We start from the raw sequence: 25,621 nt of genomic DNA on the forward strand, positions 1-25,621 counted from the left end.
ACACATGGACCCTAGGCGAAAAGCAGCTCATGCAGTGATTCAAAAGCTAAATGAATCAGGCTACGAAGCATATTTAGTTGGAGGATGCGTGCGCGATCTGTTGCAAGGTCGCATCCCAAACGATTATGATATAGCTACTTCGGCAACCCCTTCTGAAGTCCAAGCTCTGTTTGCTCGCTCTTTTGCGACGGGACTGGAGCATGGTACTATAACAGTGCTGTGGGACCAGGAATCAGTAGAAGTAACTACATTTCGAACAGAAGGGGTTTATAAAGACCATCGCCGCCCAAGTGGAGTCCAGTTTGTACGCTCCTTACGAGATGATTTACAGCGTAGAGATTTTACGATGAATGCCATGGCGATGGATTTGGATGGAAATCTATATGACTATTTTGATGGGCGGATTGACCTAGAAAAAGGAATGATTCGTGCGGTGGGGACTGCGACGGAACGCTTTGGGGAAGATGCTTTGCGTATGATTCGAGCTGCTCGGTTTGCTGCTCAGTTTTCATTTTCGATTGATCCGCTTATCCAAGAAGCGATGGTGTACTGTAAGCAGGACGTGAAGCATCTGTCTGTCGAACGAATTATGACCGAGATGGAGAAGATCTTGGGAAGCCCTAGTCCGCACATCGGTTTTCAAGTGTTGTTACAGACTGAGCTCTTTTATCACATGCCTCCTTTACATCATTGGCAATGGGATCGGCAGAGAGTAGAAGAACGGCTTAATCGTATCCCCAGCCATTGCCAGCGTGCGGGGAAATGGGTTTGGTTCCTTCTAGCATTTGGCACTACTGCGGACTCAGTAAAAAGCAGAACCCGTGAATGTAAGTGTTCAAAAAAAGACTCCCAATACTTCCAGTCTATTATGGAGATCCTGACCGAATGGGAACGAGTAAAAGCGCCTGACGAGAAATGGATGAAGCAAGTTTTTCTCCGTTATGGATTGGAACCCGTTGTAGAGAGCTACTATATTCAGCAAGCGCTGTACCATGAGACGGGTTGTAAAATGGAGCAGTTGCGAGACTGGTGGGCGGAAATGCCAGTTAAAAGGGTAACAGATCTATCTATTCAGGGAAATGAATTAATTTCATACATAGAGAAGAAACCAGGTCCTTGGGTAAAGTGGGTCTTATCAGAGTTATGTCGCTTGGTTGTAGTGGGAGAGATTCCGAATCAAAAAGAAATTTTGTTGAAAGTAGGGGGCCAAATTGCCACAAAGTATTCGTGATGAAATCTTGGCCGTATTATTGGATCGTCAGCCCCATTATCTATCGGGGGAGGAGTTAAGTCATCAAGTTGGAGTAAGTAGAGCGGCTATATGGAAGCACATGGAGGAACTGCGAGCTGGAGGATATGAGATCGAAGCGAAACCGCGCAGTGGTTATCGTCTGGTATACAGGCCAGATCGAGTTGCCCCAGAAGAAATCTATCCCCATCTACAAACCAACCGGTTTGGCCGTGAAATTCAATATCAGAATCAGACCCCATCTACGCAACTAATCGCGCATCAATGGGCCAAGGAAGGCGCACAAGAAGGAGCTATTGTGGTTGCGGAAGAACAGATTGATGGCAAAGGTCGTTTAGGCCGTGTTTGGCATTCTCCACCTCGTACAGGAGTCTGGATGAGCCTGATTTTACGCCCCCCCATCGCTTTACAAAATGCATACCATCTCACAATCTTAACATCCGTTGGAATTAAGCGTGGGATCGAACGAGTAACGGGCTTGGACATACAAATTAAATGGCCTAATGATTTGCTAATAGACGGGAAGAAGGTTTGTGGGGTCCTAACAGAGATTCGTGGAGAGCAAGACCGCATTCACTATGCCATCATTGGAATCGGAATGAATGTAAATACAAAAAAACAAGATTTCCCTAAAGAGATTTTAGATATCGCCACATCATTATCCATCGAGTTAGGTGGAGATATCCACCGTGCCACATTAATCGCGGCTGTTTTAGAGGAACTGGAAGAGTGCTACGAGCGATATCTACAGGAGGGTTTTCAGGTGATTCAGCAAGAGTGGGAGCGAGGCGCCTATAAGATGGATCAACTGATTACTGTGCGAACACCCCAAGGGAATCATACAGGTATACTCAAAGGTTTATATGACACAGGTGCATTAAAGTTACAAGTGGATCAAGGAACCATAGCAGTTTATTCTGCAGAAATCGATATAGAAAAATATTGAGGGGAATAGCAAATGAAGAACGTAACGATTCGTACGCTAGCCAAGATGAAGCGTGAACAGACTCCTATCGCGATGATTACTGCTTACGATTATCCAAGTTCTGTGTTGGTAGAAGAGGCCGGGGCGGATTTGATCCTAGTGGGTGATTCGCTGGGAATGGTGGTTCTCGGCTATGATTCCACGATTCCGGTAACATTGGAGGACATGATTCACCATACGAAAGCAGTGACGCGCGGGGCCAAGAGGGCGATGGTGATTGCAGATCTCCCTTTCTTGGTTGCCCACCTATCACGGGATGAAGTATTAAAGGCCGCGGGTAGACTGATGCAAGAAGCACATGCATATGGAGTTAAGTTAGAAGGTGGCAGTGAAATAATCGGCCAGATTCAAACACTCGTACAAGCGGGGGTACCTGTGATGGCCCATCTCGGCCTACAGCCACAGTCTGTGAATAAATTAGGTGGTTACCTCATACAAGGAAAAGATCCATCTTCTGCATTACATCTAGTTGAAGAGGCGAAGAGGGTAGAGGCGGCTGGTGCCTTTGCTCTTGTACTGGAATGTGTCCCCGAAGAATTAGCAAGGCAGATTCGGGATGAGATTTCGATCCCTGTAATTGGGATTGGTGCAGGGCGATATTGTGATGGTCAAGTTCTTGTCTTTCATGATGTGTTACAAATGAGTGGTGGCAACTTCAAGCCCTCGTTTGTCAAAACGTATGCTGATGTGGGGGGACTGATTAAACAGGGGATTCGCTCTTATGTTGAAGAGGTAAAAGGACACCAATTTCCAGCTGAGGAACATGTATCTCAGCTATCCTCTGAGACTCAGCAACATCTCTATGGTAGTGGCCAGAAGGAGAAAGAAGGCATATCATGAGAGTGATTACAACTAAATCTGAACTAAGGGCCTCCATGCAATCGTCACGCATTTCTCGTAAAAAAATTGGATTTGTACCGACGATGGGGTATCTACATGAGGGTCACATAAGTTTAGTAAAACAAGCTAAACTAGAGTGTGATATAGTAGTTATGTCGATTTTTGTTAACCCACTACAATTTGGACCGAATGAAGATTTGGAACGTTATCCTCGTGATTTTGAGAGGGATTGTGAGTTAGCGAAAGAAGCAGGTGTTGACTATTTATTCCATCCTGATGTACCAGAGATGTACCCCGGTCAATCGTTAACCTATGTGCGAGTTGGCCAGATTACAGAAAAGCTATGTGGTGCCTCAAGGCCAGGTCATTTTGATGGTGTGGCTACCGTAGTAACAAAATTATTTCAGATTGTGCAACCAGACCGGGCGTATTTTGGGCTAAAAGATGCCCAACAAGTAGCTGTCATTGAACAAATGGTACGGGATTTGGATATTCCCGTGACGGTTGTTCCGTGTGAGATTATTCGTGAACCTGATGGACTAGCATTAAGTTCGCGCAATGTGTTTTTAACTTCCGAACAACATCAACAGGCATTGATTTTGTCGAAAAGCCTCCAGATGGCAAAAGATAAATTAGCTTCTCATTTGTTTGAAAGTGCTGATCAAGTGAATCAATTTGTAATCCAGCAGATTCAAACGCAGTCTTTAGCTGAGATTGACTACGTCGATACTCTGCGATATCCATCACTTGAGACCCCGAATTCTCTTACAGATGACCTACTCATCGCAGTCGCGGTACGTTTCGGCTCTACACGCCTGATTGATAATGTACTGGTCCGTCATAACAACAAGGAGTGTTAATCCATGTTTCGTACGATGATGAAATCAAAAATACATCGTGCTACCGTAACAGAAGCAAATCTAAATTATGTAGGTAGTATTACCATTGATGAGGATATTATGGATCGAGTTGATATCCTAGCAAATGAGAAAGTGCAGATCGTCAATAATAACAATGGAGCCCGTTTAGAAACATATGTCATCCCAGGTGAACGTGGTAGTGGGGTGCTGTGTCTAAATGGTGCGGCGGCTCGCCTCGTGCAACCGGGTGATACGGTTATTGTCATTGCTTATGCACTAATGGACGATGCTACTTCTCGAAACTACCGACCGAAGATTGCCATCATGGATGAAGGTAATCAGATTTTACAAATGCTAGGTGAAGAAGTGCATGGTGTCATTATCTAAATAGAAACCAACATAAACTCCCTAATTAATTGTTTAGGGGGTTTTTATGTTGGTTTTTTTGAATACATTTCTTTCATAAGGAGATACTCCAAACATCAAGCATGAATGAGCGGAGGGAATTTTATGTTTCAGCCACAATGGATCGAAATTGTAGAACAGACGTTGAAAGAGATTGAAACGAATTATCCTAACAGCCCCTTGAAAGATCGACAAAAATGGAAAGGTCGTTTTCGTCAACTAAAAAAGTCATGTGATCAGTTACTGGAGTCATGGTCTGCTATTGAGGAGAGAGTGGCCCAACTAATTCATGAGCACCCAGAGCTTATAAGTGATGAAAAAGAGGTAGAAGAAGAGTTTTGGATTCATGAATCAGTGGTTCGTCAATTTAGACAAGGTCAAGGGTATTTTAACCTTACGATGTTTCATGAGGCAAAAGATTTGTTCCATCAAGTTGTCCATCAAGAGCCTGATTTTTTATTAGGACGTGTCTATCTGGGATTATCGCAGTTTCATGCGGGTGAACTTGAAGAGTCTGCCAATCATTTTCATCTTGTGATCCGTACCACGACACAAGACGTATTTGTAGGATTTGCCACACATATGCTGGGATGTATAGAAGTGAAACAAGGGAATGATCAGCAGGCCATCAAGTATTTTCGTAAGGTAATTAGTATCATCCCAGATCACAGTGACAGTTGGTTTAACTTAGGCACTTGTTATTACCGGATGGGTGAATATCATGAAGCGATCCCTCACTTTTATCATGCCTTAAACATAAATGAACACGACTGGGAATCGATGCACTACTTATCGAATTGTTACCGGCACTACCGTGAATGGGGAAGCGTTAATTTCTGGCGAATGGCTTCTTATGAGAAAACGCATCATCCGATGGTGATGATTTCCATTGCTCATGATTATGAAGAGATGGGTGAACATGATAAAGCAATTGATTGGTACCGGAAATTAACTAGTAACCAGGAGCATCGATTTACGGCTTATCACGGGATTGCTTGGAATTTCTGGGCGAAGCATGATGCTAATTCTGCTTTGTTGTGGTTAAAGAAGGGCCTGACACTCGATCCTCGAAACCCGAACTTGTTGTTTATGTTCGCATGGATCTCCTTCTTACAAGGAGAAGATGATAAAGTGGAAAAAGTTTTATCCTCTATCCCGATAGAAGCACAGAAGCAGCCAAATTGGATTGCCATGCGCTCCCGTCTCTCTACTAAAGCTGGAAAGACCCCAGAAGCCATACAAATAGCAGAAGAAATGATAGAGCAAGAGCAATCATCCTCTCAAGCAATGGGACATTACCAAAAAGGGAGAGTTTTACTGGAGATGGGGCAGATCCCAGAAGCAATTGAACAATTTCAGGAAGCTCATTCCCGGTTGAAAAGCTGGAGGGACCCTATCTTTTATCAAGGAATTTGTCATTTGATTGAAGGTCGCTCTGATCTGATGCAACAATGTTGGAAAGAAATTTGCTTGTCATCCTAATGATAGATGGGGGTAGAAGATCGTGCATACGATGTGGAAAGGATCGATTAGCTTCGGCCTGGTAAATATACCGGTTAAAATGTTTGCGGCGACGGAAGAGAAGAATGTTAAGTTTCGATACCTTCATAGCAAGTGTCAAACGCCCATTCAAACCGTACGCACTTGCCCACAATGTCAAGAGGAAGTTCCGTGGGGCGAAGTAGTAAAGGGCTTTGAATATGCAGATGGGAAGTTTGTGGTGATGGACGATGAAGAGATGGCTGCGCTGCTGCCTGATGCTAATAAAGCGATAGAGATTCTCGATTTTGTCGATCTAGATCAGATCGATCCCATCTACTTTCAAAAGACTTACTATCTAGGCTCTCAAGACCAAAATAATAAAGCGTATGCCTTACTTAGGGAAGCGCTAAAAGAGTCGAACAAGATTGGTGTGGCCCAGATAACGCTTCGTTCCAAGCGCTCATTAGCGGTGATAAGGGTTTATCAAAATTGCTTGGTTATGGAGACGGTTCATTATCCGGATGAGGTTCGTGATGTGGGCATGGTTCCCGGTGTTCCGGACGCAGTGGAACTACCTGAAAAAGAGCTCCAGATGGCAAAGCAACTAATTGAGAACTTGACTACTGAGTTTAACCCTGAAAAATACCACGATGAATATCGTCAAGCCGTGCAAAATGCAATCGAGAAGAAAATTACAGGTCAAGAAGTAGTAGAAGCTCCGGCGCGTCGTCCTGAAAAAGTAATCGATTTGATGGAAGCTCTGCGAGCTAGTCTCGAAGCAACTACTTCAAATAAAGTATTGGAAACACCCACAGAACCCTCTAAGAAGAAAATAACCAAGAAAAAAACAGATAATCCACCCAAAAAAACTACAAAAAAAATACAGAAAAACAAAGAAGCCTAATTTATTAACAAAACCCCAATTTATTCTGGGGGTTTTTGTTTTATAATTTAATTATTCTTTATATAAAAAAATTTACCATCTAATAAACTAGCCATATTTTCCTATTATTTACTACTTGACGGCTATAATATGATTCCTATACCATGACACTTAAATAGTTTTTCAATTTGTGTGGTCATTTTTATTTGAATATTTATTAGCAGCTACCAATTTCTGATTTATTTAATTTTTTCCTGTATCTGGAATACGGTTTAGGGAAATAGAATAGGGAGGTGAATGGTCTAGGAGTATAGGTATTCCAAATCACGCTTGATAAAGGAGGCCTTCACTTGTCTACAAGGGATGTTTTAATTTCTACATATGGTTTAACTAAAAAATTTGATTCATTTACTGCAGTAAATGAGGTCGATTTAGATATTTATGAGGGTGAAGTCTTAGGATTGCTTGGACCTAATGGGGCTGGTAAGACTACACTCATCTCTATGCTGACAACGGTTTTGCCGCCTGACGAGGGTTCAGCCACTGTATGCGGATATGACTTGTTGAAGGATAGTGCGAAAGTAAAGCAGAAAGTGAGCCTTGTTCCTCAAGATCTTGCCCTTTATCTTACGCTAACCGCAGAGGAAAACCTCTCATTCTTTGCTAATTTATACGGTTTAAAAGGCAGAGAGAAGAGATCACGAATCAAAGAAGTGTTAAAAATTGCTCAATTAGAGGATTTGGCTAGCCGTAAAGTAGGTGCTTATTCGGGTGGAATGAAACGGCGTTTAAATTTAGCGATTGGTTTACTAAATCGTCCGAAAGTATTATTTTTGGATGAACCGACTGTGGGAGTAGACCCTCAATCACGGAATCATATATTTAATTCGATTCAATACTTGGTAAAAGAGTTCCAGATGACAGTGATTTATACGACCCACTACATGGAGGAAGCCCAAGAACTTTGTGATCGTGTTGCTATTTATGATAAAGGCAAGATATTGGATTTAGAAGAAACAGACACCTTGCTCCAAAAATACGGGGACAAGCAGTTGGTACTCGATTTTAAGTCGATCCCCGATTGGTTGGTCCAGCATATCTCTTCCTTGCCATATGTTGATTCTCATCATGTGATCGATAACAAACTGATCATTCATTCTTTCAATCTCTTAGAGGTTACGGAGTCGGTCTTAGGATGGATTCGTACGAACCAGATACCAGTTGAATCTTTTAACGTTCACGAGTCTGATCTAGAGAGTGTATTTCTAAAATTAACAGGCAAAAAACTACGTGATTAGATGTGGAGGGATTTCACTTGAGTATATGGCATATAGCAAGAAAAGATTTACAAATCTTGATTCGTGATATTTGGGGATTAGCTTACTTATTTTTGGCTCCTATCATTATCATTGCGATTGCTAGTGTTGCTCTGTCGGGGGTATATGGTGGTCCTACCGAAAAGTTTAAGATACCGGTTGTGGTTGAAGATAGTGGACAAGCGGCGAAGGATATGGTAGAGGCATTAAACAAAGAAAAAGCTTTGGATTTGATGCTTACTTATAAAAAAGATGGAAAAGAACAGCCGATGACTAGGAGCGAAGCAGAGGAATTAGTGAAAGATAAGAAGGCTGCAATTGTGATTCCTAAAGGATTTTCAAAGGCTGTAGGTGAAGGGAAAGGGGCTAGTGTTGAGGTTATCCAAAATCCAGCAGATCAAGTGATTCCGGGTGTGATAAAGAATGTGGTATCGGAATATACGTCTAGATTGTCGACTGCGATCGTTGCAAATCAGGTTGGGGCCCAGTCTATACAAAATTTTGCTAGTGTTGTGGGACAAAAGCATAATCTAAAATTGGATCCTACTTCAGAAATTTCTAAAGTACAAGATTATGTTAAGCCTTATACAGAAAAGCCCCCAATTGAAGTGAAAACAAAAAGTTTGGAAAAGAGTAAAGGAAGTACAGCAACTCCATTTGATTACAACGTACCCGGATATGCGGTTATGTTTGTCCTTTTCGGTGCGAGTTCTGCCGCTTCGGCATTACTTGAAGAACGAGAGAATGGAACATTACGTAAATTAAAAACATTACCAATTTCGAATCAATCTATTCTCTTAGGTAAAATGCTTTCTAGTTTTATGACAGCAACATTCCAATGTCTTGTTTTATTTACGGTTGGTTATCTCGTTTTCGACATGAATCTAGGAAACAGCATCCTTGGATTGTTATTGATGATGATCAGTACCGCATTTGCCGCAACAGGATTGGCCATGCTACTGGCGGCATTTTGTAAAACACGCTCGCAAGCAAGCGGTATTTCGCTTTTAGTGGTTCTTTCGATGTCGGCGTTGGGCGGGTCTTGGTGGCCATTATCAATCGTACCAGAATGGTTGCAGAAGTTTGCTCACGTTACCTTGACAGCTTGGTCAACGGGTGGCTTTAGTGATTTGTTGGTCTACGGAGGAGGTTTGGTGGACATTCTTCTTCCAGCAGGTGTATTACTCGGTATGGGCTTATTATTCCTCACCATTGCAATCCAACGTTTTCGCTTTGAATAACCGATTAGGAGGTGGAAGATGAGTCTCGCATTTATTTTTCCCGGACAAGGCTCCCAGCATGTGGGGATGGGTAGAGATTTCTATCGAAGGTATGAATCCATTTTCTCCTCCTTGTTTCAGGAAGCAAATGATGTGTTGGGATTTGATTTACAGAAAATATGCTTTCAAGGTCCAGTTGAGTATTTAACCGCGACAGAAGTAGCACAGCCAGCGATCTTAACAGTTAGTGTTGGGGTATATCGTGTACTCGAACAAGAGGGCATCACTCCATCGGCGATGGCTGGGCATAGTGTGGGCCAGTTTTCGGCGCTAGTAGCGTCTCGCTCTCTCACGTTTGCGGATGCGTTACAAATTGTTCGCAAGCGTGGGAGGTGTATGGCGTCGGTTAAGCGGCCGGGTAGCATGGTCGCGATTGTGACTTCGAAGCAAGAATTGATGGCAGAGGCCCTTACTTGGATTGAAGAGCAAGAGATCGATATAGCCGCTTACAATGCACCGAATCAAATTGTATTGTCTGGTGCTGTGGAGAAAATGAATGAGGCTTACACCGTACTAGATGAGGTCGAAGGGATTAAGGCTAAGAAGCTATCCGTTAGCCAAGCGTTTCACTCCCGATTAATGGGGGAGATGGAGGCAGAGTTGATGGAATTTATCTCTCGGTTCTCCCTTCGTACCCCTCGTGTTCCGATCGTCCTTAATGGCACAGCGAAAGAATCACACGATGTCGATTTGATCGTAGAAGATGTCAGAAGGCAGTGTACAAGCCCTGTCAAATGGACACAAACGATTACGCGATTAGCAGAGATGGAGATTGAGCAATTTGTAGAAGTGGGGTCCAGTAAGACCTTATCTGGATTGATGCGCTCTTTTGCAGAGGGATATCAAGTGCATTCTACCGAATCACCGATGGCGCTAGCGAAGGCATTAAAGAGAATGAGATAGGAGTCCCTCCTAACTGCAATCTAGCATTCTCTTTTTCTCTTTTTAATATAGTCTATAATTACGATGGATGTCATTAAAGACTAATCCCTTTGTTAAAGGACATTTTTATTATTACTAGGCAGGTAGTTATAAGAAAACTAGTATTCTAGGAAAGTTGAAGCTCAAAAGCTCTATCATTGCCATCTCTCAGGGGTCAGTTTCTTGTAAAAGTTCTTGTTTTTAGCTATAGGAGGGTGTGAAACATGTTTGAGGGTACAGAAGTAGCATTGGTTACCGGTGGATCAAGAGGAATTGGCAAGGCGATAGCGATTGATTTAGCGGCAAATGGAGTAACGGTTGTGCTTACGTTTTCAAGCAATCCACGGGGAGCAGAGCAGACGATTGCTGAGATTCAAGAAGCAGGTGGTACTGCACATGCGATACAAGCTGATATCTCGCAGGAGAAGGAAGTGAAATCGCTATTTAAGGAGGTGAAAAAGAGTTTTGGTAGACTTGATATCCTAGTCAATAACGCAGGTATTACCAAGGATGGTTTTGTTGCTGTGATGAGCGAGGCGAAATGGGATGATGTGATTCGGGTGAATCTGGGCGGAGCGTTCTTATGTTCGAGAGAAGCGGTCAAGATCATGATGAAGCAGAAGTCTGGTGCCATTATTAATGTTTCTTCTACAAGCGGGGTAGCTGGTTCCAAGGGTCAGACCAACTATGCGGCCTCTAAAGGTGGAATTATCTCTTTTACTAAAAGCTTGGCGATGGAAGTGGCCGAACACAATATCCGTGCTAATGTCGTTGCTCCTGGTTTTATTGCGACAGATATGACAAAGGGGATGGATCAAGCGATTTTATCGAAGATGATGGATCTGGTTCCACTAAAGCGCATGGGAAAAGCGGAAGAAGTGGCACATCTCGTTACTTTTTTAAGTTCTCATAAATCCTCCTATATAACTGGAAAAGTGTTTACGATTGATGGTGGATTGATCAACGGATAAGAAAATAAATCAAAACATAACGACATGGAGAGAGTGACAACATTGCTTACATATCAAGAGACAAAAGAAAAAGCAGAGAAAAGACGCGAATTAACGCAGCGAATCAAGGCGATCATTGTGGAACGGTTAAATCTCGATATGGAACCAAATTTGATCACAGATGACCAACCTCTTTTTGGTCGTGGTCTAGGTTTAGATTCGATCGATGCATTGGAGTTGTTTGTTGTAATTGAAGATGAGTTTGGTGTGACCATTTATGACGATAATATGGAAGTATTTGGTTCTGTAAATAAATTAGCTGATTATATCTTAGAAAACATCGAGGAGTGATAACAGCGATGACGGTGATGAATGCGGATGAAATTCGTAAATTACTGCCCCACCGCTGGCCCTTTCTCCTGCTAGATCGTGTGACTGAGTTGAAACCAGGTGTAAGTGGTGTAGGGATTAAAAACGTGACGATTAGTGAGCCGTTTTTCGAGGGGCATTTTCCGAATGAATCGATTATGCCAGGGGTTCTAATCGTAGAAGCACTTGCACAGATGACAGCAGTCGTCTACTGTACAGGCGCGCTTCAGGCTATGCGGGAAGCTGAGCAAGAGGCGGTGGCAACTGCAGAGGTCCAAGTGGAGCCGGTAGAGGAGATTGATATCTCATCCCGTGTTGGATACTTAGTTGCGATTCGAGATATGAAGTTTATGAAGCCAGTAGTGCCAGGGGATCAGCTTCTTTTAAAGGTGAAGATAGGGAGATCTCTGGGGATTTTGTCAAAAGTAAATGTAGCTGCCTATGTTGGCAAGGAATGTGTTGTGGAAGGAACTCTAAGTGTATCTCAACGACCTTAACTACTTCGAGTTCATAAACATGGGGAGTGAGAGTGTTGGATCAAGATCAAGGGTGGGTTAAGATCCGGGATTGTAAACGGGAAGATGCTGAGCAAATTGCCTCTTTCTATAACCGCTTTGGTTATGGGACGGGACCTTCTGGGTATCCGCTGAAGACAGACGATATTTTGCGATTGATGGATGAGCGGGAGATCGTCTCCTATTTACTAGCGGAGTACGAAGGAAGCATCATTGGAACGATGTTGTTTAGCACGTTATCAGGTCAGAAGATGCCTGACCCTAGAGCAGTATGGTCTGGCTACTTTATTATCCACCCTGAATTTCGTAATGGAGGAATACCAGGACGATTTTTTTCGGAATCCATTTCGCGGTTGACTGCAAAGGGATACTGGTACATCGACACAGAGGTGGACCCAACAAATCGACTGGCGATGGCCCTATACAAGCGAGTGGGAATGTATCAAACGAGTCGTTCTCGTCTGGATTACGATGGGTATATTGATTTACGTTGCTACCTCCCCTATATACTCCAGTACGTATTAAGTGGTTATCAGTCGATGCTGCCAGAAGGAATGATGGAAAATGTTGGCTGGAAAAACTTAATTACTTCTGCTACACGTTCGAGCGAAGCGGATTCAGTAGTGGAACATGGAGTCGAAATGGTTCCTTACACGATTCAGTATGGAGAAATGGGTGTTACGTGTTGGATCGACATTCGGAGTCAAAAAGTAACCAAAATGGAGAGTCCGCAGTTTCGTTTTAACAGCTATATGGTGGAAGGACAAATGCTAACGATTGGACAAAGCATTCGAATTCGCTTCGAGTTTGAAAATCGGCAGGATTCTAATATCCTCGTTCAGTTTCAAACTCACTTAGGGAATCAAGAAGTAGAATATCAAAATGGGCAAAAGATCCAACTTTTGGATGCAGGCGAATCAATCGAGTGGGAGGAAACGATTACCCTACTAAGTCCCCTGCAAGGTGAACTCAAAACGAGTGTCCAATTTGGAGAAGTTCAGTTTGAGTTTCATAGTGGTGTGGAGGTTCGCTCTCAAGTGGAACTCAGTATGCCAGAGCAGTCGTTGTTACTTGGAGAGAGTACTACCACCTATCTTCGGCTACAAAGTTTTGTAGCCGAACCCATACGCGTTCAATTACAAGTAAAAACTTCTGATGATAAACGGTTACAAGCTATTTTGCCAGAAAGGGATACATGGTTGATTGAGCCAGAGGAAATCGTGGACATCCCGTTGTGGTTGCAAGGAGCTCGTACTGGAGTGGGGAAGCTCTTCTGTGAGGTTATCTCGGAACAAAATAAGTGTATCCATACGGGTCATTTTCAAATTCCTGTTCATTCCAAGAATGGTGTGGTTCGATACAGGAGAAATGGCAGAGTCATATTAGAGAACCCTTATATTTCGGTGCAGATTGATTCGGACACGGGTGGTGTGTACGTATATGACCAAGTTTCAGGAAAGCAAGTGGTTCAGGAGGCTTGGCCCGATCTCGGCCTCCCTTATACGAGCGGCGTAAAACGTATGGCAAGTCGTTCTCTGCAATGTAACGATGACTCGGAATCTACTATCGTGGTGAAAGAGGTAAGGGACAATGGGGCCATATTGACTCGGAAAATATCGATCTGCTCCGTTCGCATCGTGAAGATTGAAGATAGTACGAACTCTACTGAGTCGTTTAAGATTCATCCATGGTGTATGTTGCAAGATGCGGTTATTCACATCCCATTCAAGGAAGGGATCCGAAAAGATACGGTTATCTATGAAGAGTTTCCTTTTTTGATTCATGACTTTGAATATGCACATGATTTACAGCTACCGTCTGATCCTCAGGCTTACTCCATGTCGTGGAGTGCTTTTGAAGATCGTGAAGTAACGGTAGGTATGGTATGGAAGGGACAAGTTGAATCCCTGCTATATGGGTTACGTTGGATGCCAGCGATTGTATTTGCAAGTGGTGATGGTGAGAAAAAGTCATTTCCATTTATGAGTAAGAGAAAGAAGTTACGAAATATACGAGAATCATATAAAGCAAGCGAGCCTAGGGCTGTTCATTATTATGTTATCGCCCGGAGTGGCGTAGAAAATATCAAACAGCACTGGCAGAGGATAGTAGACAGAGGGAAGTTTTCCGATCCTTTCACACAACAAGCGGAGATCAGTTTGCCAATTAGACATATATCTTCTGTGGAGAAGGGAGAAGTAAGCGTAGAAGAACGCAACGAAGCTTCCAAGTTACTATATTTGATTAACAATCAAGCAATCCAATTGAAGCTGGTTCCGGAACATCAAGGGGCATTGACAAGTATAAAGGTTCAGGGGAAGGAACTACTTTTTCAGTTGCAAGGTTCTGAGAGAAGGGGGGGACGTGATAGCCCTTCACCACGCTCAGGCATTTTTCTGAAGCCGTTTGATCAGCCGATTGATTTGGAGAACAGTGTCCTTCTCGATGCTTCCAAGTTGCTTTCGTTTCAAGGGCAGCCCATTTCGGTCACAGAGAAGAATGGGATTACATGGGAAGGGGTTCGTTGTAGTAATAAAGGTTTCTCGCTAGATTATTTACTCGTTCCCAATGTCCCGTTGATCCGATTGGACTTTCATGTTTCTAATCGTTCGAGAGCGCTTCAGGAATCGTACTTTGCCATCCAATCGCTGTGGAATGGATTTCAGGAAAAACGGCGTGCGAAGACGATTCATTATTGGAATGCACTGGGCCATCAAGTTCTGACTGAAAACGGAATCCGGCGAAAAGTATATGGGGAGCCACGTATGGTATTGGAGCTGGGGAGTGACCTGTTTGCAGCGTGTTGGATGCCTTCTTATCAAGGACAGTTAGCGGTATATGAGATCCCGAAGAAAGGGTTTCAAGTCTCACTCGTCCATCCAGTCAAAGTAGGAAGTGGTGAAAAGAAGCGATATTCTACCTACTTCGCCATAGGACATTCTGTAGAAGAGGTTTGTAACTATTTTAGAATGGGGGGCTAATCAGATGAATGTATTATTTATTGCACCCAGCTTATTTAGTATCGGAGAACTACACAACACGATTTATTTAGCCAGACAACTAGAAGAACAAGATGTTCGAACCCACTTCTTAACTAGTCCGAACCATATCGATTATGTACGACAAGCGGGAATGTCAGCAACTTCCTTACGAAAAGCTACGATGCAAACGACTCCCATACAAGCATTGGTAGAGGAATTCCAGCCAGATGCGATTGTGATTGCGGATTATCATAATTTGGATCTAGAATCACCACTCATCGACCTCGATTATGTGATACAACTGGGGATTCCTTGTGCCACAATCGATTCGCTTTCTTGGGCGCCTAACTCCAGAGTTTTACGAAATAGGCTGTTTGATGGAACAATCAATAAACGTCCGAATGCCAATATCAAAGGAGAAGTTCATTTGCGTCAAGTTCCTGAGCAGATGAAGATTATCCGGACCTGCCCGATTAATTCCCCAGAGGATGTGGACGATCGAATCAAGGCAGTGACTCTCTATAAAGAGCCGTTTCATATTGACGAAGATGTCAAACTGCAGATGAGACAACGGTTTGGCTGTGAAGATGAAGATGACAAATTGGTCATGGTCTCAAAGGCAGCATGGGCTAGTTTGTTGGTTAAGATGCGAATGTTAGAAAGCAAGCTACATATGCAGGCGTCATATAGCTATGAATACTTTATTCAGGAGTTAATTGGTCAATATTTGGGTACCCGCTCACTTCCGTCTAAAGTAGTGGTTGTGGGAATTGCATCAGAGAAGGGCTTTCTCGAACGAGATCCACATTCTAAGTTGTCTTTTGTTTCATTACCATTTATGGATTTAGATGAGTATGAAGATCTATTGTTTTCGTGTGATTTATTTATTACCGATAATATCACTTCTTGCTCGATGGCAAAGGCGTTGTTTGGATATGTGCCCACACTAAGCCTCATTAATACAAAGGTGGTAAGTAGTCCGGATCGCGGTGTACCGTCTCTTCCGCAAGTAAGTAGCGAACCGATCAAAGAGATTTTGGAGCGATGGAATCGAGTATTGCCACAAGGGCTATATCCGTTTCTCACTTTTCCAAATGGTTGGGTTGAGGAGTTGGCCCCTTTGCTAGAAGATAATCCGTTTTTTGCTGCGATAGATATTGCGGAGATGTTTTGTGTGGATCAAACGGGCGAAAAGATATGGAACATGTTGTACGATGAGCCAACGAAGCAACATATTTTGGACAAGCAAGAAAGATATATAGAGAAAATCATTCATTTACCTGGTGCGATGGAAATGCTCCGTTTTATTACTGAACAAAAAGTTGAGTTCTCATGGGGGAGATAAAATGAAAACAACACTGTTAACCAGAAACATTATGAACGATCATGCTTGTCGAGAAGCAGATGGTTATGCTGTGGTTTCGACCTATACCGATGTAAATGAGGAATACCGTGTGCTGCGTGGTGGGGTTGGCCTCATTGACCTGTCTGCTGTTGGGAAAATCAAGGTAACTGGGGAGAGCCATGTAGAGTTTATCAATGAATTAGTTACCAAAGAGATTGAATTCCTTGATATAGAAAAGTCTTTATATACATTGCTTCTTGATGACAATGGACAAGTGATCGATCTCATTAATGTATATAAGACAGAGGATGCGATCTTGATCGAAACATCTATAACAAAGCGTTCTGAGGTATTGGCATGGTTAAATGGGCGCAAAGTGGATGATGTAGAGATTGAAGATCTTAGCGAGAAGTTAGCTATGATCGGACTGGAAGGGCCTTATGCGTGGAAGGTGGGTCAACGTTTAATCGATTTTGAAATCTCCTCTCTCCCATTCCAAGCGTTTGTGGAAATCGATTGGAATGGACATCATGTCTTCTTTGCCCGGACAGGTGTTACTGGAGAATATGGATATAAGGTCATTGTACAGATGGATGTTGCCCATCAGATGTGGGAAACGTTACTCGGTTACGCTGATGAAGATGTAAAAGTACAAGCAGTGGGAATGGATGCTCTTGAAATCGCGATGATGGAAGTGCGCCAGCCGAATATGGCGGTTGAAGGCAACGATTTAACACTGTATGAAGCTTGTTTGGAGTGGTTGGTCAGCTTTGACAAAGAGGACTTTACTGGTTTTGAGGCGATCAATTCGATGAGAGAGCAAGGAGTTAAACAAAGGGTGATCGGCTTTGTTACCAATCAAGATCACGTACTCGATGCCAATGATGCGATCGTAGTAGAGGAAACAAATGTTGGGAAGGTTTTACAAATTTGCTATAGCCCGACTCTTGACAAAAAACTAGGGCTTGCTGTGATTCATGAGGACTTTGCGGTTTCTGGGATTGATCTAGAAGGGCTAAATCAGAATGGGGAACGAGTACGGATTCAAACTCAATCGTCCCCGTATACATTCCCTAAATCGTGGTCAATCAAAATCATCTAAGGCGGTGAGTGGACATGTCAATCCAAAAAGCCCGTATCGCTGTAACAGGCGTAGGGATCATCTGTGCAAATGGCAATGATGTAGAAGAATTTTGGGAGAATGTGGTTGCTGGTAAAAGTGGAATTAAACCGGTTACTTCTTTAGACTTGTCCCAAATCAATACAAAATTTGGAGGAGAAGTGGGTCATTTCAGGCCTGAAAATCACTTTACCGACGAAGAACGAAAACATATGGATCGCGCGGGGCAGTTTGCGGTTTTAGCTGCCCGAGAGGCGGTTCAATTTGCCAAGATGAATCTATCTGAATTAGATCCCTATCGAGTTGGTATCGTTTTAGGAACTTCGCTTGGTGGGATGCGTAGTGGAGAAATTTTTCACAAACAATGGATTGAAAACGGATTAGATCAAACGGATGTAAATCTGCTTTATAAATACCCTGTCCACACCCCATGTGACAACATCGCCCATGCACTTGGTATCAAAGGGCCTCGAAGTGTCATTTCCAATGCATGTGCAGCCGGAACCAATTCGATTGGATATGCAACGGATATCATTCGTACAGGGAAAGCGGATGTCATGATTGCGGGGGGAGTAGATCCGCTAACATTTCTATCATTTAGCGGTTTTAATAGTTTACAAGCTCTCTCCAGTGAACCATGTGCACCCTATAGCCAAAGTCACGGTCTAAATATCGGTGAAGGTGCAGGTATTCTCATTCTAGAGCGTATGGAAGATGCTTGTGCTCGGGGCGCTACGATTTTAGCCGAGGTTCTCGATTATGACCTCTCAGCCGATTCCTATCATCAAACAGCACCCGACCCAGGGGGCGCAGGTGCGATTCGCTCGATGAAAGGAGCATTAAATAAGGCAGGACTGACTGAACAGGATCTTTCGTATATCAATGGACACGGTACAGGTACTCCTACGAATGATGCTTCTGAACCAAAGGCGCTACGGAGTATTATCAAAGAACAAGCTGTTCCTATTTCATCAACCAAATCTATGTTGGGTCACACATTAGGAGCTGCAGGTGCAGTGGAAGCTGTTACGTCCGTCTTAGCGATTCATCGTTCCTTTATCCCTCCTACAATCAACTTTGATGAGGATAGTCAAAAATTTGATTTGGACTTTGTTCCCAATAAAGGACGAGAAGCAAAGATAAACACGGTTCTTTCTAACTCGTTTGCATTTGGAGGGAATAATGCAACGGCTCTTTTTGGAAAGCACCATGATCAAAAGCCAACCCCTGCTCAGGCACCAAGGAAGAAAGTTTTGCTAACAGGTGTAGGTGTGTTAGCTGGTAATGTTGCCAACATGCAGCAGTTTGATCAACTGGTAAAAGGAGAAGAGAGCGGGATTTCGGAGGTTCATCGATTTGACACCAAGCCTTACGGCCAGTCAGAAGCTGGACAAATCCCTGATATTCCTTATAAAAAGATGATTAATCCAAGCATGTTACGAAGAATGGACACGCTGAGTAAGCAAGCGGTTGCGGTAACGAAAATGGCATTGGATGATGCGAAGCTCAAGATTACCCGTAATAACAGCGAAAAAGTAGGCGTGATTTTCGCGACAGGCACAGGTCCGACAGAGACAGTAGAATCCTTTAACCGTGTAGTCATTCAAGAAGGGGCGAAGATGGCGAATGCCCAGCTTTTCCCGAATACGGTGATGAATGCTGCTGCAGGTCATATTGGACTCCATTTTAAAGTTAAGGGACCTACTTCTACGATTACAGCTGGTGGGGTCTCAGCGATTAGCGCCTTATATTATGCTTACTCACTGATTCAACTAGGTGGATGTGATACGGTCATTGTGGTGACATCAGATGAGTTTAATGAGCCGTTACTTGCGGGTCATGGCCGGATTCCCAACTTCTTGAGTAAAACCAAGTCAAGACCCTTTGCTAGTGATCGGGATGGAGTCGTGCTCGGAGAAGGAAGCGTGGCGATGATCGTGGAGAGCGAAGAAGCAGCAAAGGCTCGTAATGCACGGGTTCTCGCAGAGTGCAAAGGGTTTGGTATGACATCTGATCATCATAAAATTGCAAGCCTAAATCCGGAGGGAACGGAGTGGGCAAAGTCATTTGAGCTGGCTCTATCAGATACTGGTTTAGCTACAGAAGATATCGGCTATATTGCTGCCGCGGCAAATGGACATCATCTCTTTGATCCGATTGAAGCAAAAGCAATCCATCAAGTGTTCCAAGATAAAGTCCCTGTTAGTGCACCGGGTTCCATCTTCGGGGAAACACATGGCACAGCTGGTTCCATTGGCTTGTTAACCGCTTTGTCTGCCTTGGATGGTACGATTCCTTTTACCCGGAATTTAGAGAATCCAATGTCCGATGTAAACCTTGATTATGTAATGGGTGGGCCGCGTAAGGCTCAGGTAGATCATGCATTGATTAGTTCGTATGCGTATGGTGGGAATTATCATTCGTTGGTGCTCAGTCGTTATGAGTAAGGGTGGAGAATTAAGCTAATCACCAAATATTTTGGAGAACGACCGGGGGAAGTGTGGATAATCGGTTGTTTATGAAGGGCTTATTGGATGATCAGAACCGGGAGAGATCTGTTCGACCACTGCTCAAATACCGACCCAGCAGGGAAGTAGGGATTGCTCGCTCCGCAATCCTCCTCTAGGGAGGTGCAAGACTCGCAAAGTACGCTCGGACATTGCACCAAAAGCGCCCCACGCTATGGATCGCTAATATTGCAAGAGGTTGAACAGACTCTCCCCTCTCTAGCCCCTAATTTCTGATGCATAAACCAACCTGGTTGTTGTGGGTGCTTATCTAGAAAGTAAACTTGATTTGCATGATTGGGAAGAGAACAAGCAATTTCTTTTTCTCTTCCCTACAGTTCTGTTAATGAATCAGTATTGGAGATGGAAGAGGGGCAATGTGTCTGATCATAGCGATGTTAGTGAGTCTGTTTAGCGCAGTCATTGGAAGCTCGGGTGTTTTGTGGCAAATGTTTGAGCGGTTTTTGCGAGTTTTTGCCACTTGCCCGAAGCTGAGAATGACGGAGCGGACTTGCTTTTCCACATCTTTGCAGGCTCACTATTTAGCAGTGATCAGATACATGCCCCGTGCCGGCTTCCATAGTTGGCTTAGCTTATCAACAAGCCTATTTTTTTCCTAGCTAATTGGCTGATACTAGTATGACTCTACACGATTCCTTAACCAAATGAGGTGGATATATCATGAAAGGCGTGATTTTAGCAGGTGGAACGGGATCCCGATTGTATCCGTTGACAAAGGTGACAAATAAGCATCTACTTCCCGTTGGGGAATACCCTATGATTTATCATCCGATCTACAAATTACGTCAATCAGGCATTCAAGACATATTGATCGTAACCGGCCGGGAGCATATGGGGGATGTAGTGAACCTCTTAGGAAGTGGAGTTGAGTTTGGGGTTTCGTTTACCTATAAAGTTCAAGATCAAGCAGGTGGGATCGCGCAGGCTTTAGGACTAGCTAAGGATTTTGTTGGCGATGATTTGGTTACCGTTTTACTAGGAGATAATATATTTTTAGATGATATTTCTTCTTGTGTCCAAACGTTTCAGAATCAGGCCCAAGGGGCTAAAATACTGATTAAGCGTGTGGATGACCCCAAGCGCTTTGGCGTACCTGAGATCGATGGAGATCAAATTATATCCATTCAAGAGAAACCATCTGATCCCAAAAGCTCCTACGCAGTAACGGGGATTTATCTATATGACCACCATGTCTTTGAGATTATCAAAACACTTCAACCATCAAAGCGTGGGGAACTTGAGATAACCGATGTAAATAATGCTTATATTAGAAAAAAACAACTAACCTATGACATACTAGATGGATGGTGGACGGATGCAGGAACCATTCACTCTCTAGCCATTGCAAATAAGCTATCTAGTGAGATAGCTTATGATGTGATAGAAATGAAATAATGGATTTATTCAACTGATCCGGTAGTATTTTTTCCATTCCAGTAGCGAAGATAAGTCGTTTCATCTGTTGCTTCTTTTTTGATCATTTTCCCATCCGCATCTCTTGTAATCTCATATTCTTGGTAGGCTTCGACTTGATAACTACCTTTGTCTTGCCGGCTTTGTAGTTCAGAGGAGTATTCACTTTTTCCACCATTTTGTGTGGGAAATGCGGTAGCTGGGACGGAGTTTGCATTTGGGACCCAGAGAAACATGGAAACAAGCATCAGATTGACTGCAATGGCGGTTACTAAGCAGGATTGCATGATGATGGGAAACCATTTATTTTTCATCGTATCCTCCTCTAACTGAGCTTTACCTTCTATTTATGAGACAACTATCTTTTTAGAACTAACGAAGAGGATCCACTATTTTGGTTGCTACTACGCATCTAAAATAGTGGATCCTCTTATTATTTTCCATGATTATGACTGTAGTTTTAGATGTTTTTTCAAGTAATTCGCTACACCGTCATGATCATTGTGATCGGTGATGTCATCTGCAACACTTTTTAAGGCTTCGATGGCATTTCCCATGGCTACTCCCTTACCGACATATTGGAGCATTCCCATGTCGTTATCTTCGTCGCCGAAAGCGATAATTCGCTCCTTAGGAATATCGTAATAACGAGCTATTCGTTCTACCCCAACCGCTTTGTCAACTCCTTGTCGTAGGACTTCCACCACTTGAAAAGGTTCATTCCATTTGCGGTGATGTACGATATGACTGTGACGATTAATAAAGGTTTTTTGGATTTCATCCCAGTTATGATGGTCATGGAATTGTACGAGTATGCTGGTTGGATGATCTTTTATTAGTTGAAGCAAATCCCCTGTGTGAATTTCGTGTGCATGCAAGGAGAAGAATGTGTGATCTGTATTTTCGATTCCTGTTATGGAAGAGTAGATATGATCTTCTATTTCTACGAGAATATTTGGCATATCAAGGGAATAACAAGTTTCAATAATATGATGAGCTTGCTCTAATGGTATGGTAATATGATGTTTTTCAAAGGACGTATCATAGGGATGATGGCTAAGTGCACCATTATAGTTTACGATTGGTGAGCGTAGGCCAAGCTCCTGATAATATTGCATACTCATCCGATAAGGACGTCCTGTCGCAATGGCAACCTCATGCCCCTCCCTCATCGCTTGGTGGAGTACTTGCTTCGTGGCTTGTGTTATTTTTTTATCTTCTGTTAGTAATGTTCCATCTAAATCTAGCACTATTAAATGTTTGTTCGACATAAATAAACCCCCGTTTCACTATTCTTTCGATAATGAAAATAATTATACACCATGTACCAAGGAAGTGCGTGAAGATACCTTTATTTCTATTTTTAGGAATAGTAAGTGGATTGTTAAGCCTCCATTGAAGAAATAAGGAATTTCAGGTATAATCACTTAGTTGTAGGTTGTTTTTCTATTTAAGCGCTACAAGTGACGTTATGATTTCATTTAAAATAGATAAGTCTCTAAAAAAATAAATGAGAATTCAGAGGTGGGAGCATGAGTAAAATGAAAAAAGACTTCTCTCAATACTTTCAAGCCCCTGACTTAAGAGAAGCGAAAAAGCGTGGGAAAGAAGAAGTACAAGTTTTGCAGTTTGAGACATTACCAGATGAAATGAAACAGATCGGAGTGGGTCATAAATATTTGATCCAAACGTTTGGTTGTCAGATGAATGTCCATGATAGCGAGACGATGGCAGGTATTTTTGAGATGATGGGTTATTCGCCTACTACAGATGAACGCGATGCAGACATCATCTTGCTCAATACATGTGCAATCCGTGAAAATGCTGAGGATAAAGTGTTTGGAGAGTTAGGCCGGCTCAAACATCTTAAGCTTGAGAAGCCTAATCTGATTCTAGGTGTATGTGGATGTATGTCTCAAGAAGAATCAGTAGTGAATCGGATTCTAAAAAGCTATCAAAATGTGGATTTGGTATTCGGAACCCATAACATCCATCGTCTGCCCCATCTAGTGCATAATGCGCTTATGAGTAAAGAGATGGTAATCGAAGTTTGGTCAAAAGAGGGAGATGTAGTAGAGAATATGCCAAAAGTACGTGCAGATGGCTTGCGTGCTTGGGTAAATATCATGTATGGTTGCGATAAATTCTGTACGTACTGTATCGTTCCCTACACCCGTGGGAAGGAACGTAGTCGTCGCCCAGAGGATGTACTTGACGAGATCCGAGAATTGGCTCGTAAAGGCTATCAAGAAGTAACATTGCTTGGCCAAAATGTAAATGCATATGGTAAAGATCTAGAAGATCGTAACTATCTCTTCGGCGACTTAATGGATGATGTGCGTAAGATTGGCATTCCCCGAATTCGCTTTACAACGAGCCATCCTCGTGACTTTGATGACCACTTAGTGGAAGTGCTTGGTAAAGGTGGTAACTTGGTAGAACACATTCATCTCCCTGTTCAATCTGGAAGTAGTGAGGTCCTGAAATTAATGGCCCGCAAATATGATCGGGAACGTTATCTAGACTTAGTGCGTAAAATCAAAGAAGCAGTGCCAAATGTGGTTCTAACAACAGATATCATCGTTGGCTTCCCAGGTGAAACAGATGAGCAGTTTGAAGAGACGATTTCGTTAGTGAGAGAAGTGGAATTTGATTCCGCCTTTACTTTTATCTATTCTCCTCGTGAAGGGACTCCAGCGGCTAAGATGCAGGATGATATTCCGATGGAAGTGAAAAAGGCACGACTCCAGAGACTAAATGAAACTTTAAATGAAATAGGTCGTCGTAAAAACGAAGCGTTACGTGGTGAAGTCGTAGAAGTGTTGGTCGAGGGCGAGAGTAAGAAGAATGCAGATGTTCTCTCCGGCCGGACTCGTACGAATAAATTGGTAAACTTTGCTGGACCTAAAAGTTTAATTGGTAAAATGGTAATGGTCCGCATCGAAGATCCAAAAACTTGGTCGTTAACAGGTGTTTGGTTGGAAGATCAACCACAGCAGAAAGTTCCGGTTGCTTAGGTGGGGTGGCAGGTGAAGGATATAATGGAACATCCCGTGCTCGTGTGTGCCAAAAAACTATCTGAACAGGTGAGTGCTACTGCCGAGGTCAAGCGCTTCCGGCAAGCTGAGAAACAAGTTCAGGATAGTGCGAAGGTAAACCAGTTAATTGATGAAATTAAGAAGAAACAAAAAGAGTTGGTTCACGCCAAACATTATCATAAAAGCGAGTACGTTCGTTTGCTGGAAAAAGAATTAGAACAGCTACAATATGAATTTGATCACCTTCCGATTGTGAAGGAATACCAACAGTATCAAGTAGAGATAAATGATCTTCTGCAAACGATTCAAAATGTCGTGGCAGAAACCGTTTCAGCAAAAATTCATATTGAGGCGGGAGGAGAAGTCGCTAGAGGCTGTGGTTCTGGCGGTTCGTGTGGCTGCAAAAGCCGTTCAAAATGAAAAAACTTTGAGATCTGTTAGTTCCCTCATGCACCCTAGGCGTACGCCCTGCATATACTCAAGTGAACGACCGTTTGAGGAGGGAATAAGGTGGCAAATACAGATCGATCAGTTGAATACCGTCAAATCATGTCGAGAGCGATTTGTGGGAAAGGACGGAAGTTTTGTCAAGTGAAACACTCTATCCACCCACCTGACCACATTCACCACATATTAGGAGCGTGGTTAATTAATCACAATTATGAAAGCTCTAAGGTAGGTGAAGCGGTCGAGGTACGTGGTACGTATGATGTGAATATTTGGTACTCCACCAAAGGAAATACCAAGACAGATGTCATGACAGAAACAGTACACTACGCAGAAAAAATTCCCCTTACGTACTATGATCGCTATACACGCGAAGGGACTGTTAATGTAAGTACGATTTGTACACAGACTCCCAATTGTGTAGCAGCAAAGCTTTCTCCCCATAAAGATTCCATTTCTATCAAAGTGGAAAAAGAATTTGTCGTGGAGCTGATAGGTGAAACAAAAGTCACAGTAGCCGTCTTCCCACATGAACTTGGTGATTGGGATGATAAAGACAAAGAAGACTTCATAAGCGAGATGGCTGAAGAAGACGAGTATGACACCTTCGATGACCTAGATCCAGACTTAGTCTTTGATGATTTGGAAGACTGATTCTTAGTAAAGCTACTGGCAAATGATGCCGGTAGCTTTA

The 25,621-nt window shown here is 43.0% G+C and carries 23 protein-coding genes; 21 read left to right on the forward strand and 2 right to left on the reverse strand.

Features of this window, described 5'->3' with window-relative positions:
- Positions 1-4: 4 nt before the first annotated feature.
- From BLU58_RS10035 to BLU58_RS10120, 18 genes are all read left to right on the forward strand, one after another.
- Positions 5-1,231: a CCA tRNA nucleotidyltransferase gene (locus BLU58_RS10035; RefSeq protein ID WP_093292078.1), complete on the forward strand. Its 1,227-nt coding sequence runs from the start codon at positions 5-7 to the stop codon at positions 1,229-1,231.
- Complete coding sequence (locus BLU58_RS10040; RefSeq protein WP_093292079.1) at positions 1,212-2,195, forward strand: biotin--[acetyl-CoA-carboxylase] ligase; 984 nt, start codon at positions 1,212-1,214, stop codon at positions 2,193-2,195. Before BLU58_RS10035 ends, BLU58_RS10040 begins: the two co-directional genes overlap by 20 nt.
- A gap of 12 nt (positions 2,196-2,207) precedes the next feature.
- Positions 2,208-3,074: a 3-methyl-2-oxobutanoate hydroxymethyltransferase gene (gene panB / locus BLU58_RS10045; protein ID WP_093292080.1), complete on the forward strand. Its 867-nt coding sequence runs from the start codon at positions 2,208-2,210 to the stop codon at positions 3,072-3,074.
- Positions 3,071-3,934: a pantoate--beta-alanine ligase gene (gene panC / locus BLU58_RS10050; RefSeq protein ID WP_093292081.1), complete on the forward strand. Its 864-nt coding sequence runs from the start codon at positions 3,071-3,073 to the stop codon at positions 3,932-3,934. The genes panB and panC overlap by 4 nt, the downstream gene beginning before the upstream one ends.
- 3 nt (positions 3,935-3,937) lie before the next feature.
- A complete protein-coding gene (panD, locus tag BLU58_RS10055; RefSeq protein WP_093292082.1) occupies positions 3,938-4,321 on the forward strand; it encodes an aspartate 1-decarboxylase in 384 nt (127 codons plus the stop codon).
- A gap of 123 nt (positions 4,322-4,444) precedes the next feature.
- A complete protein-coding gene (locus BLU58_RS10060; RefSeq protein WP_176786607.1) occupies positions 4,445-5,821 on the forward strand; it encodes a tetratricopeptide repeat protein in 1,377 nt (458 codons plus the stop codon).
- Positions 5,822-5,852: 31 nt separating this feature from the next.
- Positions 5,853-6,725, forward strand: coding sequence for a non-homologous end joining protein Ku (locus BLU58_RS10065; protein ID WP_255404677.1), 873 nt, complete (start codon positions 5,853-5,855; stop codon positions 6,723-6,725).
- Between the two features lie 329 nt (positions 6,726-7,054).
- Positions 7,055-8,002, forward strand: coding sequence for an ABC transporter ATP-binding protein (locus BLU58_RS10070; protein WP_093292085.1), 948 nt, complete (start codon positions 7,055-7,057; stop codon positions 8,000-8,002).
- A 17-nt stretch (positions 8,003-8,019) separates the two neighbouring features.
- The gene (locus BLU58_RS10075; protein ID WP_093292086.1) at positions 8,020-9,261 is read left to right on the forward strand and encodes an ABC transporter permease; all 1,242 of its coding nucleotides are present in this window, start codon (positions 8,020-8,022) and stop codon (positions 9,259-9,261) included.
- An 18-nt stretch (positions 9,262-9,279) separates the two neighbouring features.
- Positions 9,280-10,203 (forward strand): ACP S-malonyltransferase, encoded by a 924-nt coding sequence (gene fabD / locus BLU58_RS10080; protein WP_093292087.1) that lies wholly within the window; start codon positions 9,280-9,282, stop codon positions 10,201-10,203.
- A gap of 242 nt (positions 10,204-10,445) precedes the next feature.
- Positions 10,446-11,192 (forward strand): 3-oxoacyl-[acyl-carrier-protein] reductase, encoded by a 747-nt coding sequence (fabG, locus tag BLU58_RS10085; RefSeq protein WP_093292088.1) that lies wholly within the window; start codon positions 10,446-10,448, stop codon positions 11,190-11,192.
- 42 nt (positions 11,193-11,234) lie between these two features.
- Positions 11,235-11,522, forward strand: a complete 288-nt coding sequence (locus tag BLU58_RS10090) for a phosphopantetheine-binding protein (RefSeq protein ID WP_093292089.1) — start codon at positions 11,235-11,237, stop codon at positions 11,520-11,522.
- A gap of 8 nt (positions 11,523-11,530) precedes the next feature.
- Positions 11,531-12,037 carry a 3-hydroxyacyl-ACP dehydratase FabZ gene (fabZ, locus tag BLU58_RS10095; RefSeq protein ID WP_093292090.1) on the forward strand — a complete coding sequence of 169 codons (507 nt, stop codon included), beginning with the start codon at positions 11,531-11,533 and terminating at the stop codon, positions 12,035-12,037.
- 35 nt (positions 12,038-12,072) lie between these two features.
- On the forward strand, positions 12,073-15,036 hold the full coding sequence (locus BLU58_RS10100; protein WP_093292091.1) for a GNAT family N-acetyltransferase: 2,964 nt from the start codon (positions 12,073-12,075) through the stop codon (positions 15,034-15,036).
- Between the two features lie 4 nt (positions 15,037-15,040).
- Positions 15,041-16,381 carry a DUF6365 family protein gene (locus BLU58_RS10105; protein WP_093292092.1) on the forward strand — a complete coding sequence of 447 codons (1,341 nt, stop codon included), beginning with the start codon at positions 15,041-15,043 and terminating at the stop codon, positions 16,379-16,381.
- Between the two features lies 1 nt (position 16,382).
- Positions 16,383-17,483, forward strand: coding sequence for an aminomethyl transferase family protein (locus BLU58_RS10110; RefSeq protein ID WP_093292093.1), 1,101 nt, complete (start codon positions 16,383-16,385; stop codon positions 17,481-17,483).
- A 14-nt stretch (positions 17,484-17,497) separates the two neighbouring features.
- Positions 17,498-19,948, forward strand: a complete 2,451-nt coding sequence (locus BLU58_RS10115; protein WP_093292094.1) for a beta-ketoacyl-[acyl-carrier-protein] synthase family protein — start codon at positions 17,498-17,500, stop codon at positions 19,946-19,948.
- Positions 19,949-20,689: 741 nt separating this feature from the next.
- Positions 20,690-21,424, forward strand: a complete 735-nt coding sequence (locus BLU58_RS10120; protein ID WP_093292095.1) for a sugar phosphate nucleotidyltransferase — start codon at positions 20,690-20,692, stop codon at positions 21,422-21,424.
- Between the two features lie 5 nt (positions 21,425-21,429).
- Here the strand turns inward: BLU58_RS10120 and BLU58_RS10125 are convergent, their stop codons facing one another.
- Both BLU58_RS10125 and BLU58_RS10130 read right to left on the reverse strand, forming a co-directional pair.
- Positions 21,430-21,756, reverse strand: a complete 327-nt coding sequence (locus BLU58_RS10125; RefSeq protein WP_093292096.1) for a hypothetical protein — start codon at positions 21,754-21,756, stop codon at positions 21,430-21,432.
- A gap of 132 nt (positions 21,757-21,888) precedes the next feature.
- On the reverse strand, positions 21,889-22,713 hold the full coding sequence (locus BLU58_RS10130; RefSeq protein WP_093292097.1) for a Cof-type HAD-IIB family hydrolase: 825 nt from the start codon (positions 22,711-22,713) through the stop codon (positions 21,889-21,891).
- A gap of 261 nt (positions 22,714-22,974) precedes the next feature.
- Here BLU58_RS10130 and miaB point away from each other — a divergent pair, with 261 nt between their 5' ends.
- The 3 genes from miaB to cotE all read left to right on the forward strand — a co-directional run bounded on the left by miaB (position 22,975) and on the right by cotE (position 25,581).
- Positions 22,975-24,459 (forward strand): tRNA (N6-isopentenyl adenosine(37)-C2)-methylthiotransferase MiaB, encoded by a 1,485-nt coding sequence (miaB, locus tag BLU58_RS10135; RefSeq protein ID WP_255404672.1) that lies wholly within the window; start codon positions 22,975-22,977, stop codon positions 24,457-24,459.
- A gap of 12 nt (positions 24,460-24,471) precedes the next feature.
- Complete coding sequence (locus BLU58_RS10140; protein WP_143123764.1) at positions 24,472-24,900, forward strand: YlbF family regulator; 429 nt, start codon at positions 24,472-24,474, stop codon at positions 24,898-24,900.
- Between the two features lie 90 nt (positions 24,901-24,990).
- Positions 24,991-25,581: an outer spore coat protein CotE gene (cotE, locus tag BLU58_RS10145; RefSeq protein ID WP_093292099.1), complete on the forward strand. Its 591-nt coding sequence runs from the start codon at positions 24,991-24,993 to the stop codon at positions 25,579-25,581.
- Positions 25,582-25,621 lie beyond the last annotated feature (40 nt).

The organism is Thermoactinomyces sp. DSM 45892 (assembly GCF_900107305.1).
Lineage (GTDB): Bacteria > Bacillota > Bacilli > Thermoactinomycetales > Thermoactinomycetaceae > Baia.

Excerpts from the sequence above, each read along its gene's own strand:
- panC (WP_093292081.1), top strand. The coding sequence starts at position 3,071 with ATGAGAGTGATTACAACTAAATCTGAACTAAGGGCCTCCATGCAATCG.
- BLU58_RS10035 (WP_093292078.1), top strand. The coding sequence starts at position 5 with ATGGACCCTAGGCGAAAAGCAGCTCATGCAGTGATTCAAAAGCTAAAT.
- BLU58_RS10110 (WP_093292093.1), top strand. The coding sequence starts at position 16,383 with ATGAAAACAACACTGTTAACCAGAAACATTATGAACGATCATGCTTGT.
- BLU58_RS10125 (WP_093292096.1), bottom strand. The coding sequence starts at position 21,756 with ATGAAAAATAAATGGTTTCCCATCATCATGCAATCCTGCTTAGTAACC.
- BLU58_RS10115 (WP_093292094.1), top strand. The coding sequence starts at position 17,498 with ATGTCAATCCAAAAAGCCCGTATCGCTGTAACAGGCGTAGGGATCATC.
- panD (WP_093292082.1), top strand. The coding sequence starts at position 3,938 with ATGTTTCGTACGATGATGAAATCAAAAATACATCGTGCTACCGTAACA.
- BLU58_RS10130 (WP_093292097.1), bottom strand. The coding sequence starts at position 22,713 with ATGTCGAACAAACATTTAATAGTGCTAGATTTAGATGGAACATTACTA.
- fabZ (WP_093292090.1), top strand. The coding sequence starts at position 11,531 with ATGACGGTGATGAATGCGGATGAAATTCGTAAATTACTGCCCCACCGC.
- BLU58_RS10105 (WP_093292092.1), top strand. The coding sequence starts at position 15,041 with ATGAATGTATTATTTATTGCACCCAGCTTATTTAGTATCGGAGAACTA.
- fabG (WP_093292088.1), top strand. The coding sequence starts at position 10,446 with ATGTTTGAGGGTACAGAAGTAGCATTGGTTACCGGTGGATCAAGAGGA.
- miaB (WP_255404672.1), top strand. The coding sequence starts at position 22,975 with ATGAGTAAAATGAAAAAAGACTTCTCTCAATACTTTCAAGCCCCTGAC.
- panB (WP_093292080.1), top strand. The coding sequence starts at position 2,208 with ATGAAGAACGTAACGATTCGTACGCTAGCCAAGATGAAGCGTGAACAG.
- fabD (WP_093292087.1), top strand. The coding sequence starts at position 9,280 with ATGAGTCTCGCATTTATTTTTCCCGGACAAGGCTCCCAGCATGTGGGG.
- BLU58_RS10065 (WP_255404677.1), top strand. The coding sequence starts at position 5,853 with ATGTGGAAAGGATCGATTAGCTTCGGCCTGGTAAATATACCGGTTAAA.
- BLU58_RS10120 (WP_093292095.1), top strand. The coding sequence starts at position 20,690 with ATGAAAGGCGTGATTTTAGCAGGTGGAACGGGATCCCGATTGTATCCG.
- BLU58_RS10060 (WP_176786607.1), top strand. The coding sequence starts at position 4,445 with ATGTTTCAGCCACAATGGATCGAAATTGTAGAACAGACGTTGAAAGAG.